Origin of the sequence: Collimonas fungivorans, assembly GCF_001584145.1 — a bacterium.
Lineage (GTDB): Bacteria > Pseudomonadota > Gammaproteobacteria > Burkholderiales > Burkholderiaceae_D > Collimonas > Collimonas fungivorans.
In genome coordinates this window covers 2,948,341-2,964,277 of sequence record NZ_CP013232.1, presented here as the reverse complement: position 1 = coordinate 2,964,277, position 15,937 = coordinate 2,948,341, and the positions used below count along the sequence as shown (strand labels likewise).

4 protein-coding genes (1 of these 4 cut by a window edge) are annotated in these 15,937 nt (G+C 62.8%); all 4 read left to right on the top strand.

The annotated features are described in order from the left end of the window. The first annotated feature begins 25 nt into the window (after positions 1–25). The gene (locus CFter6_RS12685) at positions 26–1,603 is read left to right on the top strand and encodes a sugar ABC transporter ATP-binding protein (RefSeq protein ID WP_236904254.1); all 1,578 of its coding nucleotides are present in this window, start codon (positions 26–28) and stop codon (positions 1,601–1,603) included. After that, a complete protein-coding gene (locus tag CFter6_RS12680; RefSeq protein ID WP_061540230.1) occupies positions 1,600–2,637 on the top strand; it encodes an ABC transporter permease in 1,038 nt (345 codons plus the stop codon). The genes CFter6_RS12685 and CFter6_RS12680 overlap by 4 nt, the downstream gene beginning before the upstream one ends. A gap of 701 nt (positions 2,638–3,338) precedes the next feature. After that, positions 3,339–4,640 carry an MFS transporter gene (locus tag CFter6_RS12675; protein ID WP_061540229.1) on the top strand — a complete coding sequence of 434 codons (1,302 nt, stop codon included), beginning with the start codon at positions 3,339–3,341 and terminating at the stop codon, positions 4,638–4,640. 73 nt (positions 4,641–4,713) lie between these two features. Beyond that, positions 4,714–15,937: the 5' portion of a non-ribosomal peptide synthetase gene (locus CFter6_RS12670; RefSeq protein WP_082814744.1), read on the top strand. The gene runs 4,862 nt beyond the window's last position; the window shows 11,224 of its 16,086 coding nt (coding positions 1–11,224); its start codon is at positions 4,714–4,716; the stop codon falls past the right edge of the window.

Below are 15,937 nucleotides of genomic sequence, written 5' to 3'. Positions count from 1 at the left end.
TGACTATCGCAGAAAGAAGCTATCCATGACCAGTACCATGCTCAGCCACGACGGCGCAGCCGACACCGGCCGCCAGCGCGTATTCCTGGAAGTGCAGGATGTGCACAAGCGCTTTGCCGGCGTGCATGCCTTGCGCGGCATCGACCTCACTATCGAGGCCGGAGAAATCTACCACCTGCTGGGAGAGAACGGCTGCGGCAAGAGCACCTTGATCAAGATCATTTCCGGAGCCCAGGCCCCGAGCCAGGGCCGCCTGCTGATCAACGGCGTGTCGCACGCCTCGCTGTCGCCGCTGCAAGCGCTGACGCTAGGCATTGAAACGGTGTACCAGGACCTGTCGCTGCTGCCCAACATGAGCGTGGCGGAAAATGTGGCGCTGAGCGAGCAGCTGGTTAACGGCAACGGCAAGCTGGTGCGGCGTTTCGACCGGGCTGCGGTCGAGGCCACCGCCATGCGGGCGCTGGCGACAGTGAACCTGCCGACCGACGCCGCCTTCCTCGCCACCCGCGCCGACGAACTGCCGATCGCCACCAGGCAGCTGTTGGCGATTGCGCGGGCCATCGCCACTCGCGCGCAGATGGTCATCATGGATGAGCCGACCACTTCGCTGACGCAGAAGGAAGTGGATAACCTGGTGGCGGTGATCGAGGGCTTGCGGGCCCAGGGCGTGGCGGTGCTGTTCGTCAGCCACAAGCTGGATGAATGTTTTGCCATCGGCGGCCAGGCCATCGTGTTCCGCGACGGCGCCAAGGTGGTGCAGGGACCGATCGCGGGATTCACCAAGGCGCAGCTGGCGCACTGGATGACCGGCAAGCAGCTGGACGGCGCCCGCTACCGCAATCGCTCGTACGGTAACGGCGAATTGCTGGAGGTGGAGGGGCTGGGCCGCAAAGACTATTTCAGGGACGTCGACTTCGTGCTGCACAAGGGAGAAATCCTCGGCATCACGGGCCTGCTCGACTCCGGCCGCAACGAACTCGCGCTGGCGCTGGCAGGCGTGCAGGCAGCAGACCGGGGAAGCATCGCGCTGGAAGGCGGCGAGGTGGTTCTGCGCACTCCCGGCGACGCCATCCGCCACAATATCGGTTATGTGCCGGAAGATCGCCTCAGCGAAGGTCTGTTCCTCGACAAATCGATCCGCGACAACATCATCACCACCGTGCTGAACAGCCTGCGCGGCCGTTTCGGCGCGCTCGACGCGCGCCGCAGCCAGCAACTGGCGGAAGACACCGTGGCCAGCCTGCAGATCGCCACGCCGGATGTGGACCGGCCAGTGCAGTCGCTGTCAGGCGGTAACCAGCAGCGGGTCCTGATCGGCCGCTGGCTTGCCATCCGGCCGCGGGTGCTGATCCTGCACGGGCCTACGGTCGGTGTCGACGTCGGCTCCAAGGACATCATCTACAAGATCGTGCAACGCCTGGCAGAAGAGGGGCTGGGCGTGATCATGGTCAGCGACGACCTACCGGAGCTGCTGCAGAACTGCGACCGCATCCTGATGATGCGCAAGGGACGCATCGCCCACAATTTCGACGTCGAAGGGCTGACCGAAAGCGAGCTGTACCGCACCCTGGTCTCCGACAGCATTCCTAAGGCAACTGCATGAACACTACTACTTTGTCCACCAACGCTTCCACGGCCGCGAGCCCGGCCAGGCGCAAGTTTTTGCTGCGCAGCTGGCTCACCCGCCATCCTTCCGCATTCACGCTGCTGCTGATCGTCCTGGTCTGCATCGCCATCGGCGCGCTCAACCCGGGTTTCTTCCAGCTGGCGATGCTGTTCGACATCGTTCGCGCCTGCACCGTGCTGGGCTTGTTTTCCCTGGGCGTGATGATTGTGCTGGCGGCTGGCGGCATCGACGTTTCGTTTGCGGCGATTGCCGCCTTGACGATGTACAGCATCACCAAGGTCGTGCTGGTTTATTTCCCCGATGCGAGCATGGCGCTGATACTGGCCAGCGGCGCTGTCGGCGGCACGGCCCTGGGCGTGCTCAACGGCCTGCTGGTGGACTGGCTCAAGGCGCCATCGCTGATCGTGACGATAGGCACGCAATACCTGTACCGCGGGCTGTTGCTGACTTTTGTCGGCACCGTGTTCTTCATGAATATCCCGCACTCGATGGACGCGTTCGGCAAGCTGGCGCTATGGCGCCACGATACCGCCGAAGGATTGCATGCCGTGCTGCCGGCCACGGTGCTGGTGCTGGTCGCCGCAGGCTTGCTGACCTGGTGGCTGCTCAACCGTACGCTGATGGGGCGGGCGGTGTATGCCATCGGCGGCAGCCTGGCGATTGCCGAGCGGCTCGGCTACAACCTGCGCACCGTGCACCTGTTTGTCTTCGGCTACGCCGGCTTCCTGTCGGGCCTGGCCGGCATCGTGCACGTATCGAGCACGCGCCTGGCCAATCCCTTCGACCTGGTGGGCAGCGAGCTGGACGTGATTGCTGCCGTCATCCTGGGCGGAGCCCGCATCACCGGCGGCAGCGGCACCGTGGTTGGCACCTTGCTGGGCGTGGTGCTGGTTACCCTGATCAATAATGTGCTGATCCTGGCCGGGGTGCCGAGCACCTGGCAAAAGGTGATTGTCGGCGCGTTCATCGTCTTGGCCGGCACGGTGTTCGCCAGCAAGCGTGTCGACTGAACCAGCAGCAAAATTCACAGCCCTTGGCGGTGCATCCGTCTATCCTCATCTGCAAAGTCCCGTGCCTGCTCGCTGAGCACGGGACGCTTGCATCCGGCTTTCGTCTGCCCGGAAAAATCCTGTCAACTCCGACAGTAGATAGTCCAAATAAACTCCACTAAGCTTGTTTTTCCCAAGGCCGTCCACGGCGCATATGGCCCTGTCGCCATGTCAATTTGCTCATCGATATTGATTTTACGATCATGGAATTGAATTCAAAAAACAACTAATTCATTATATTCATCTGATATTTTTAGGTAAATTTAAAATAATTGTTTTATTTGAGTATTTTTTGAAACTTTAGCGATAACCATATCTCCAAGGAAAGCTTTCCGGGATGAAAGGGTTGTGTCCCGCGAAGCGCGGCTATGCCTAATTTTTTCCGAAGCGCTGCTGCGCCGTGCTTCCGCGCAGTGCTATCGATTAATCAAAAGGATGGACTACTCCATGACAGCGCATTGCATCAAAAACTTCATTGCCGGGACCGCACCTTTCGTACGCCGTGGCAGCAGCGCGACGCCGCTTCGGCCGCACGATCAATCCTGCCGGCATGCAGGCGCGGCCGACGTATGCCCGAGGTAAGCGTTGAAGGCCAGCTACCCCCGTCGAACGAAGAAATAAGGAAGCAGTTCCGCCAAGCCGCATCGCCGGCAGTCGCCAGGATGACATTCGGGCTGCTGTGGCTGAGCGAAACCGCGTTCGATCTCGGCAGCACCTTGGTGAGTTTCGCCATCGGCGTCTGGATTTTTTCCCACACCGGTTCGGCTCAGGATTATTCCTTGTCGGTGCTGGCGGCGGCGCTGGCGTCGATGCTGGTGACGCCGGTGGCAGGCGCGCTGGCGGACCGTTATGACCGGCGCTGGGTAGTGCTCGGCTGCGATATTGTTGCCATACTCTGCGCCGCCGCAGTGCTGCTGTCGCTGCTGGCAGACCGCATGAGCGTCGCTGCCTTCTACCTCTATGCAGCCGCCGCGGCAGCGATCGGCGCCTTGCGGCGGCCGGCGATCCGGGTTGCAGTCAGCAATTTTGTTCCCAAGGACAGGTTTGCCCAGGTTGGCGGACTGACCGGCATTTCGCGGTCCATCGTGCAGGTCGGCGCGCCGGCTGCATCCGGTTTCCTGATGGGCTATTTCGGCTTGCAGGCGGTGATGGCGGTGCAGTTCTGCCTGCTGGCGGCAGGTGCGCTGCTGGTGTTCGGCGCGCTGACCAGGGCCGGCGGCGCAGCGCGCGGCGGCTCTGCCGCGCGGGCGCAGGGTTCGCTCTGGAGCAGCGCCAGGACCGGATTTTCCGGCGCCTTGAGTTACCTGAAAGAGCAGCCCCTGATGCGCAGCTTGCTGTTGTACGGCGCGCTGGTGCAATGCCTGATGGTGCTGGCGACGACCATGCTGACGCCGATGGTGCTGTCGACCCATGCCACCGGTGTGCTCGGCATGGTGATGTCGGTCGGCATCGTCGGCGGCCTGGCGGGGTCGATGCTGGTAGCGACCTCGGTCATCAAGCGCGACCTGATGCTGTGGGTACTGGTCTGCGACGCAGTCCAGTCCGCAGCCGTCCTCGGAGCCGGCCTGTCAACCTCGGTCGCCGTCTGGTGCGCATGCGCATTCGCCTGCCTGTTTTGCGGCAGCACTTCGGTCGCCTGTTCATATGCCCTGTGGATGCGCAAGGCGCCGCTGGCGCATCAGGGTAGCGTCTTTTCTCTATTGGCGGCGTCCAACATGCTGGTCATGTGCCTGGTGCTGCTGGTCGGTGGCTACCTGGCCGACGCCATCCTGGAGCCGGCGTTTGCCGCTGGCGGCGCCTTGAGCGTTTCGATTGGCGGCTGGTTCGGCAGCGGCAAGGGACGCGGCATCGGTTTCCTGTTTTTCCTGTGCGGCATCTGCGGCTTGACGCTGACTTTACTGGCCCTCGCCAGCAGCCGCTTGCGGCGGCTCGATGCGCTGGTGCCAGAGCGAGCGGAGGATTGAGCCTATGCCGGTTCCTTGCACGCGCCGCTGCCGCGCTTCCTTTCCTTGAGCTGTCAACCACGAGCCCATCCCCATGAGTAATGATGTTCTTTACCCCTTGAGTTCAACCCAGCAGGCGGTGTGGCTGGACCAGCTCCTGGCGCCGGACCTGCCGTGCTATAACATCGGCACCGTGGTCCAAGTGGATGGCTTGCACGATGTTGATCGTTTCGAAGCGGCTGTCCGGCACGTAGCTGAAACAAACGAAGCCTTGCGCATCGTGCTGGAACAGGACCAAGCCGGCTGCATGCAGCGCTTTGCAACAGATGGCCGGCCATCGTTGCAGCGCTTCGATTTCTCTTTGCACAATAACCCGCAGGAACAGGCCTGGTCGCATATCAGGAAAATATTCGACACGCCTTTCGAACTGTATGGCGGCCGCCTCTGGACCATGCAGTGGCTGCAGGCGGGACCAGACCGCGCCTATTGGCTGTTATGTTTCCATCACCTGGTGGCGGACGGCATGTCGATCTCGCTGGTCGGCAACGCCGTAGTAGAAGCCTACAGCCGCCTGCGGCGCGGCGAACCTCTGGCCGCGGGCGGCGCAGCGGCTTCGTATAGCGATTTCCTGGCGAAGGATAGCGAATACCTGTCTTCCCTGCGTTTCGCCAAGGATCGCGAGTTCTGGCTGGGACGCTTCGCCAGCTTGCCTGAGCCGCTGTTCGAGGGAGCTTCCGGGCGCCGGGGGCGCTCCGACCGCCGGTTCGGCCAAGTCGTCTGGCCGCTCGAGCGGCAGGCGTTTTCACGACTGAACCGGGCGGCGGCCGCGCAGGGCGGTTCGAGTACGCATTTTTTGCTGGCTGCGCTGGCTGCCTATTTTTCGCGCTTCTTCAACCGGCGCGACGAGGTCGTCATCGGCATGCCGGTGCATAACCGCACCGGCCCGCTGCAACGGCGCACGGTAGGCATGTTTTCGGCAGCTATCCCGGTCGGGGTTGCGGTTGACCACCAACAGCCGTTCGCGAGCCTGCTGCAAGTGGTCGCTGCCGAGCTCAAGCGCTGCTACCGGCACCAGCGTTTTCCGCTGGCGGAAATCCATCGCCATCTGCTGGCGGGTGCGAGCGACCGCCGTGGTTTGTTTGACATATCTTTATCCATCGAAGGATTCCAGGGCGACCTCGCATTCGAAGACGAAGTCCATACGGCGGTATTTCCCTTGCATAACGGCTATGAGCGGCAGCCGCTTGCCATTTATGTCCGCGATTACGAGCAGGACAAGCCGGTCCACATCGAATTCAATTTCGACCCGGACGTGCTGGCGCCGGAAGACGTACGCAATCACGTCAAACGCATCGAACGGCTGGTGCTGGCCGCTATCGACACGCCCGGCATGAAGGTGGCCGACCTGCCTTTATTGGATGACGTCGAACGCAACAGGCTGCTGCATGCCTTCAACCAGTCGCAACTGGCAAGCGCAGGGAACACGCTGATCCATGAATTGTTCGAGCAGCAGGTGTTGCGCGATCCCGACGCAACCGCCGTCGAGTATGACGGCCGGCGGCTGAGCTACCAGGAGCTCAACCAGAGCGCCAACCAGCTGGCGCATCACCTGCGCGGTCTCGGCCTGCGGCCCGACGACCTGGTGGCGATCTGCATGGAGCGTGGCCTGGAAATGGTGGTGGCGATCCTGGCCACGCTGAAAGCCGGCGCTGCTTATGTACCGCTGGACCCGGTGTATCCGCCGGAGCGCCTGGCGCACATGCTGCAGGACAGCGCACCGCTGGCCTTGCTGACCCAAGCCAGTCTGGCCGGACGGATCGAGGCGCCGCGGGATTGCGTGCGGCTGGTAGTGGATGCGGTGCCGTGGGCGCAATCGGCCTGGGCCAATGCATCAACCGGCAACCCCGATACCAGCCTGGACGCTTCGCACCTGGCTTATGTCATTTATACCTCCGGTTCCACCGGCACACCCAAGGGTGTCATGGTTGAGCACGGCAACGTCACACGCTTGTTTACTGCAACCCGGGATTGCTTCCATTTCGATCATAACGATGTCTGGACCTTGTTCCACTCGTTTTCCTTCGATTTTTCGGTCTGGGAATTGTGGGGCGCCTTGCTCCACGGCGGCAAGCTGGTGATCGTTTCGCAGGCAGCCAGCCGTTCGCCGCAGGAGTTCCACCAGCTGGTATGCAAACAGGGCGTCACGGTGCTGAACCAGACGCCCAGCGCGTTCCGCCAGTTCATCGCGGCCGACCAGGATGGCGGTGCGAAGCACAAGTTGCGCTACGTGATTTTCGGCGGCGAAGCGCTGGAAACCGCCATCCTGAAGCCCTGGTATGCGTCGGCGCGCAACCATGCCACGCGCCTGGTCAACATGTACGGCATCACCGAAACCACGGTGCACGTGACTTGCCGGGTGCTGGTTCCGGCCGATGCGGAGCGGTCCGGGCCCAGTCCGATCGGCATGCGTATTCCCGACCTGAGCCTGTATGTGCTGGATCCGCAGGGCCGGCCGGCGCCGCTCGGGATGACGGGAGAAATATACGTCGGCGGCGCCGGCGTGGCGCGCGGCTACCTGCGGCGGCCCGAGCTCACAGCTGAACGATTCCTCCAGGACCCTTTCAGCGCAACAGCCGGCACCAGGATGTATCGCAGCGGCGACCTGGGACGTTATCTGCACGACGGCAGCCTCGAATACCTGGGTCGCAACGACAGCCAGGTGAAAATCCGCGGTTTCCGCATCGAACTGGGCGAGATCGAAGCGCAGCTGGCGCGGATGGCCGGCGTGCGTGAAGCGGTGGTGGTGGCGCGCGAAGACCAGCCCGGCGACAAGCGGCTGGTGGCCTACCTGGTGGCGCAAGCAGATATCTTGCCGCCGGAGCCGGCCGTGCTGCGCGCGCAACTCAGGGCGCAATTGCCCGAATACATGGTGCCGGCGGCTTACGTATCACTGGCATCCTTGCCGCTGACACCTAACGGCAAGCTTGACCGCAAGGCGCTGCCGGCGCCGGAAGGGGACGCTTTCATCCAGCGTGCCTACGAGGCGCCGCAAGGCGGAAGCGAACAGGCGCTGGCACAGATCTGGTCGGAACTGCTCGGGGTCGACAGCGTCGGCCGTCATGATCATTTCTTCGAACTGGGCGGACATTCGATACTGGCGGTCCAGCTGCTGGAACGCATGCATGGCAAGGGATTTTTCTCTGACATCCGCAGTTTTTTCGCCGAACCGACCCTGGCCGCGCTGGCTGCGACCGTTGTGTCGGCCCGGCAAGCGGAGTCGCAGTTGGAGGCGCCGCCTAACGGCATTCCCCAGGACTGCAGTGCCATTACGCCCGAAATGCTGCCGCTGGTGCAGCTGAGTGCAGGACAGATCAGCTTGATCGCCGACGTCGTCTCCGGCGGCATGGGCAATATCCAGGACATTTATCCGCTGGCGCCGCTGCAGGAAGGCATCCTGTTTCACCACATGCTGCAGACCGATGGCGATGCTTATGTATTGCCGGCCTTGCTGCGCTTCGACAGCAAGGATCGGCTCGATCGTTTTACGGATGCGCTCAATGCCGTCATCGCGCGCCATGACATCCTGCGCACGGCGGTGCTGTGGGAGGGGCTGGACCAGCCGCTGCAAGTCGTCTGGCGCCATGCCGCGCTGTCAGTCCAGGTGTTGGCGCTGGAAGCCGAGCAGGGCGAGATCCAGTCCCAGCTGCAGCAGCATGCCGATGCCCGCCGTTTCCGGCTCGATGTGCGCAGTGCACCCATGCTGCGGGGTTTTGCCGCCTGCGATGCGCCTGGACAGCGCTGGCTGCTGCAACTGCTGCATCACCACCTGACCCTGGATCACACTACAACCGAGCTGATTTTGCAGGAAGTAATAATGGTCTTGCAGAACCGCCAGGCGGACCTTCCCGCGCCGGTGCCATTCCGCAATTTTGTGGCGCAGGCGAGGCTGGGCGTGAGCGAAGCCGAGCATGAGGATTTTTTCCGGGAGATGCTGGCGGATGTCGATGAACCGACGGCGCCGTTCGGTTTGCTGGATGTGCAAGGCGACGGTACGCAAGTCGCACAAGCCAGGCTGGTGCTGCCATCTGAACTGGCGGCGCGGTTGCGCCGGCAGGCGAAGATACGTGGCCTGAGCGCGGCCAGCCTGTTTCACCTGGCCTGGGCGCAAGTGCTGGCCAGGTGCACGGGCCGCGACGACGTGGTGTTCGGCACAGTGCTGTTCGGCCGCATGCAGGGCGGCGCAGGCGCCGATCGCGCCATGGGCATGTTCATCAACACCTTGCCGCTGCGCGTGAAACTGGGAGAACTTGGCGTCGGGGAAGGTTTGCAGCAGGTGCATGCGGCGTTGACCGGACTGCTGCACCACGAACACGCTTCTCTGGCGCTGGCCCAGCGCTGCAGCGGCCTGCCGGCCAATACGCCGCTGTTCTCGGCGCTGCTGAACTACCGTCACAGCCAGGCACAGGGCCTTGAGCGGATGGAAATCGCGGAAGGCATGGAATACCTGGGAGGGCGTGACCTTACCAGCTATCCTTTCAGTCTCTATGTCGACGATCTTGGCGCCGGCTTTGTACTGACAGCAGAGATACACAATTCGGTGTCGGCGCAGCGCATCGCCTTGTTCATGCAGCAGACGCTGGAAGAACTGGCGTTTGCCCTGGAACAGGCGCCGCAGACGCCGCTGCATGTCATCGGCGCGATGCCGGCGGCGGAACGTGAGCTGGTACTGCACGGTTTCAATAATACCCGCCATACATACAGTTTGCCGGCGCTGGTGCACGAGGGATTCGAGCAGCAGGCAGCCGCGCATCCGGAACGGATCGCGCTGGAACTGGACGGCGAACAGCTGACTTACCGTGCGCTCAATGCACAAGCCAACCGATTGGCGCGCCATCTGCGCGGCCTCGGCGTCGGTCCCGATACGCGTGTGGCGATCTGCGCCGAACGCAGCCTGGCGATGGTGGTGGCGATCGTGGCCACGCTCAAGGCTGGCGGCGCCTACGTGCCGCTGGACACGAGTTACCCGGATGAGCGCCTGGCGCAGATGCTGCAGGATAGCGAACCGGTGGTGGTGCTGGCCCAGAAGTCGCTGCTGGATCGAATAAATGCAACGGCAATCGCGCTGGATGAAGAGGATCCGGCGTGGGCAAATGCCTCGGTTGCCAATTTGCATCCAGACGAACTGGGACTTCAACCCGGGCATCTTGCCTATGTGATCTACACCTCGGGTTCCACCGGCACGCCCAAGGGCGTGGCCATGCCGCACCATGCCCTGGTGAATCTGCTGGGCTGGCAGCGCAGCGTGCTGCCGGAACCGGCGCGCACCTTGCAGTTCGCGGCGCTCGGTTTCGACGTCGCGTTCCAGGAAATCTTCTCGACCTTGACCAGCGGCGGCACCCTGGTGCTGCTGCATGAGGCGTTGCGGCAAGACCTGCCGGCGCTGGCGGACTGGCTAGGCGCAGAGTCGATCGAAAGGATGTTCCTGCCTTACATTGCACTCAATAACCTCAGTGAATTGTGGTCGCAGCGCGCCGAGCCGTTGCCGATGTTGCAAGACCTGATCACGGCGGGCGAGCAGTTGCGGATCACGCCGGCGATCCGGCGCATGTTCGCCAGGCACGGACAGGCAAGATTGCATAATCATTACGGACCGACAGAAAGCCACGTGGTCAGCGCGCATGTGCTGGAGGGGCCGGCCGAGGCATGGGAAGACCTGCCGCCTATCGGGCGTCCCATCGGCAACAGCCGGATTTATCTGCTCGATGCACACCGCCAGCCGGTGCCGCTGGGTCTCGCGGGCGAAATATATATCGGCGGCGTGCAAGTAGCCCGAGGTTATTTGCAGCAGCCTGAACTGACGGCGGAGCGTTTTATCGACAATCCGTTCGTTGCGGGCGAACGGCTGTACAAGACCGGCGACCTGGGGCGCTGGCGCGAGGACGGGGCGATTGAATATCTCGGCCGCAACGACTTCCAGGTCAAGATACGCGGTTTCCGCATTGAGCTCGGTGAGATCGAAGCGCAGTTGTCGCGCATCGAAGGTGTACGCGAAACAGTGGTAATTGCACGGGAAGACAGTCCAGGCGATAAGCGCCTGGTGGCCTACCTGGTGACTGAGCCGGGCACATCCCATCCTGATCCGGCCGAACTGCGTGAACAACTCAAGGCACAATTACCCGAATACATGGTGCCGGCAGCATATGTGATGCTGGCATCCTTGCCGCTGACGCCTAACGGCAAACTTGACCGCAAGGCGCTGCCGGCGCCGGAAGGAGACGCTTTCATCCAGCGTGCTTACGAGGCGCCGCAGGGCGAGATCGAACAGGCGCTGGCCCAGATCTGGTCGGAGCTGCTTGGCGTTGAACGGATCGGCCGTCATGACCATTTCTTCGAACTGGGCGGACATTCGCTGCTGGCCATACGGTTGGTCGAGCAATTGCGCCGGCGCGACTGGTTCATCGATATCCGTTCCCTGTTCGCCCAGCCTCAATTGTCGGCCCTGGCGACAGCCATCCGGCGCGCCGCCAGCCTGGGCAAACGCGAAGTCGTACCGCCTGCCAATGCCATCCCGCCAGGCGCAACGGCCATCAGGCCAGCAATGCTGCCGCTGGCCGCATTGAATGAAACGCATATCGCGCGGATCGTGCAGGCTACGCCGGGCGGCGCTGCCAATATCCAGGACATCTACCCGCTGGCGCCGTTGCAGGAAGGCATCCTGTTTCACCATCTGCTGCAGATCGAGGGCGATGCTTATGTCCTGCCTACCTTGCTGGGTTTCGACAGCAAGGATCGGCTCGATCGTTTTACAGATGCACTCAATGCCGTCATCGCGCGTCATGACATCCTGCGTACGGCGGTGCTGTGGGAGGGGCTGGACCAGCCGCTGCAAGTCGTCTGGCGCCATGCCGCGCTGTCAGTCCAGGTGCTGGCGCTGGAAGTGGAGCAGGGCGAGATACAGTCCCAGCTGCAGCAGCATGCCGATGCCCGCCGTTTCCGGCTCGATGTGCGCAGCGCACCCATGTTGCAGGGTTTTGCCACCTGCGATGCGCCTGGACAGCGCTGGCTGCTGCAACTGCGGTATCACCACCTGGTGATGGACCACACCACCCTGGAGCTGTTGCTGCAAGAGGTCGCATTGATACAGCAGGGGCGGCAGGCAGAACTTCCTGCGCCTGTGCCATTCCGCAATTTCGTGGCGCAAGCACGGTTGGGCGTAAGCGAAGCCGAGCACGAGGTTTTTTTCCGGCAGATGCTGGCGGACGTCGATGAACCGACGGCGCCGTTCGGCTTGCTGGATGTGCAGGGCGACGGTTCGCGGATTACAGAGACCAGGCTGATCCTGCCTTTCGAGTTGGCGCTGCGGCTACGCAAACAGGTTAAAACGCGTGGCCTGAGTGCAGCCAGCCTGTTCCATCTGGCCTGGGCGCAAGTTCTGGCCAGGTGCGCGGGCCGCGACGACGTGGTGTTCGGCACAGTGCTGTTCGGCCGCATGCAGGGCGGCGCAGGCGCCGATCGCGCCGTTGGCTTGTTCATCAACACCTTGCCGTTGCGCGTGAAACTGGGAGAACTTGGTGTCGAGGAAGGTTTGCAGCAAGTACATGCCGCGTTGACCGGGCTGCTGCACCACGAACACGCTTCTCTGGCGCTGGCCCAGCGCTGCAGCGGCCTGCCGGCCAATACACCGCTGTTCTCGGCCTTGCTGAACTATCGCCATAGTCACGTTTCCAGCACCGGCGAAATGGAGATCCTCGAAGGCGTCCGCTTCCTCGGCGTCCGCGACCGTACCAACTATCCCTTCGGCTTGTATGTCGATGATTCCGGCCGTGATTTTGAACTGACGGTCCAGGTCGATGAATCGGTGTCGGCGCAGCGCATCGCCCTGTTCATGCAGCAGACGCTGGAAGAACTGGCGTTTGCCCTGGAACAGGCGCCGCAGACGCCGCTGCATGCCATCGGCGCGATGCCGGCGGCGGAACGTGAGCTGGTACTGCACGGTTTCAATAATACCCGCCATACATACAACTTGCCGGCGCTGGTGCACGAAGGATTCGAGCAGCAGGCAGCCGCGCATCCGGAACGGATCGCGCTGGAACTGGATGGCGAACAGCTGACTTACCGTGCGCTCAATGAACAAGCCAACCGGCTGGCGCGCCATCTGCGCGGCCTCGGCGTTGGTCCCGATACACGCGTGGCGATCTGCGCCGAACGCAGCCTGGCGATGGTGGTGGCGATCGTAGCGACGCTCAAGGCTGGCGGCGCCTACGTGCCGCTGGACCCGAGTTACCCGGATGAGCGCCTGGCGCAGATGCTGCAGGATAGCGAACCGGTGGTGGTGCTGGCCCAGAAGTCGCTGCTGGATCGAATAAATGCAACGGCAATCGCGCTGGATGAAGAGGATCCGGCGTGGGCAAATGCCTCGGTTGCCAATTTGCATCCAGACGAACTGGGACTTCAACCCGGGCATCTTGCCTACGTGATCTACACCTCGGGTTCCACCGGCATGCCCAAGGGCGTGGCCATGCCGCACCATGCCCTGGTGAATCTGCTGGGCTGGCAGCGCAGCGTGCTGCCGGAACCGGCGCGGACCCTGCAGTTCGCGGCGCTCGGTTTCGACGTCGCGTTCCAGGAAATCTTCTCGACCTTGACCAGCGGCGGCACCCTGGTGCTGCTGCATGAGGCGTTGCGGCAAGACCTGCCGGCGCTGGCGGACTGGCTAGGCGCAGAGTCGATCGAAAGGATGTTCCTGCCTTACATTGCGCTCAATAACCTCAGTGAATTGTGGTCGCAGCGCGTCGAGCCGTTGCCAATGCTGCAAGACCTGATCACGGCCGGCGAGCAGTTGCGGATCACGCCGGCGATCCGGCGCATGTTCGCCAGGCACGGACAGGCAAGATTGCACAACCACTACGGACCCACCGAGAGCCACGTGGTCAGCGCGCATATTCTGGAAGGACCGGCCGAGGCATGGGAAGACCTGCCGCCTATCGGGCGTCCGATAGGCAACAGCCGGATTTACCTGCTCGATGCACACCGCCAGCCGGTGCCGCTGGGTCTCGCGGGCGAAATATATATCGGCGGCGTGCAAGTAGCCCGAGGTTATTTGCAGCAGCCTGAACTGACGGCGGAGCGATTTATCGACAATTCATTCGTTGCGGGAGAGCGGTTGTACAAGACTGGCGACCTGGGCCTCTGGCGGGAGGACGGCTCGATTGAGTACCTTGGCCGTAACGACTTTCAGGTCAAGATCCGCGGTTTCCGCATTGAATTGGGCGAGATCGAAGCACAGCTGTCGCGCATCGAAGGTATACGCGAAACAGTGGTGATTGCTCGGGAAGACAGTCCGGGCGACAAGCGCCTGGTGGCCTACCTGGTGGCTGAGCCGGGTGTGTCGCCTCTCGATCCGGCCGAACTGCGTGAACAACTCAAGGCGCAGCTGCCGGAATACATGGTGCCGGCAGCGTATGTGATGCTGGCATCGTTGCCGCTGACGCCTAACGGCAAACTTGACCGCAAGGCGCTGCCGGCGCCGGAAGGAGACGCTTTCATCCAGCGCGCCTACGAGGCGCCGCAGGGCGAGATCGAACAGGCGCTGGCTCAGATCTGGTCGGAGCTGCTCGGCGTTGAACGTATCGGCCGCCATGACCATTTCTTCGAACTGGGCGGACATTCGCTGCTGGCTATCCGCCTCATCTCGCAGCTGCGCCAGCGGCTGGATATCGAACTGCCTTTGGCCGTCCTATTCGCACATCCGCAGCTGGCCGAACTGGCGCTGGAGGTGGCCGAAGCAGGCCAGAACACCCTGAGCGACATCATGCCGGCCGATCGCTCCGGCCCGCTGCCGCTTTCCTGCGCCCAGCAGCGGTTGTGGTTCATTGCCGGCGTCGATTCCCAAGCCAGTGCTGCCTATCACATCCCCGGGGCCCTGCGCTTGCGCGGAGTGCTTGACCAGCCGGCGCTGAAGGCCGCCCTGGACCGGATTATCGAACGACATGAAGCGTTACGCACTTGTTTTGTCAGCACCGACGGCCAGCCGTCTCAGCTGATCACTCCCGCACGCGGATTCTTGCTGGCACAGCAGGATGCCGAAGGCCTTGCCCCGCACGCACTGGAAAACCTTTGCAAACAGGCGGCAGCCGAACCTTTCGACCTGGCTGCAGGGCCGCTGATCCGCGGCCGCCTGCTGCGCCTGGGCGCCGACGATCATGTGCTGCTGGTAGTCATGCATCACATCATCTCGGATGGCTGGTCGCTGAGCCTGCTGATGCATGAGCTGTCGGCCTTGTACAGCGCCATGCGCGACGGCCAGCCGGATCCGTTGCCGCCGCTGGCGATCCAGTATGCCGACTATGCAGCCTGGCAGCGCCGATGGCTGCAAGGGCCGCTGCTGCAACAGCAGCTTGGCGCACTGGCGGAACAGCTGCGCGGCGCTCCCGAACTGGTGAGCCTGCCCACCGATCGCCCGCGCCCGGCGCTGCAGGACTACCATGGCGCCAGCATCGAGGTTGCGCTGGACGCCGGACTAAGCCAGGCATTAAAGGAACTCGGCCGCAGGCATGGCGCAACCTTGTACATGACTGTGCTGGCGGCCTGGGCGGCTCTGGTGGCGCGGCTGAGCGGACAGCCGCAAGTCGTGCTCGGCAGTTCCCATGCCGGCCGCAGCCGGGCCGAGGCGGAATCGCTGATCGGTTTTTTCATCAATACGCAAGCACTCAAGTTCGACCTGGACCAAGCGCCCACTGTCAAAGAGTTGCTGGCGCAGGCCAGGAAAACGGCGTTGCGGGCACAACAGTTCCAGGACGTGCCGTTCGAACAAATAGTGGAGGTGCTCAATCCCGTACGTTCGATGGCCCATCATCCGCTGTTCCAGCTGATGCTGACCTGGCATAACACGCCACAGGTGAAGCTTGCCTTGGCAGACCTGTCGGTGGAGCGCGTGGAGAGCCTGCCTGGCAGCGCGCAATTCGACCTGGCGCTGGACCTGGAAGAGGTCGGCGGCCACATCGCCGGCAAGCTGAACTATGCCACTGCCTTGTTCGATCCGGCCACGGTGCGGCGTCACTGGGATTACCTGCAGGCGATATTGCGCGGCATGGTTGCGGACGACGAGCAGGCTGTCGGCGGGATTGCACTGCTCGGCGAAGCTGAACGCAGGCGACTGCTGCATGACTTCAACAATTCCGATCTCAATGATTCCACCAACACCCTGGTGCATGCGCTGTTCGAGCAGCAGGCAGCCCGGCATCCGGAGGCGGTCGCGCTGGAACACGAGGGCCGGAAACTGAGCTATGGCGCGCTCAACCGGCGCGCCAACCAATTGG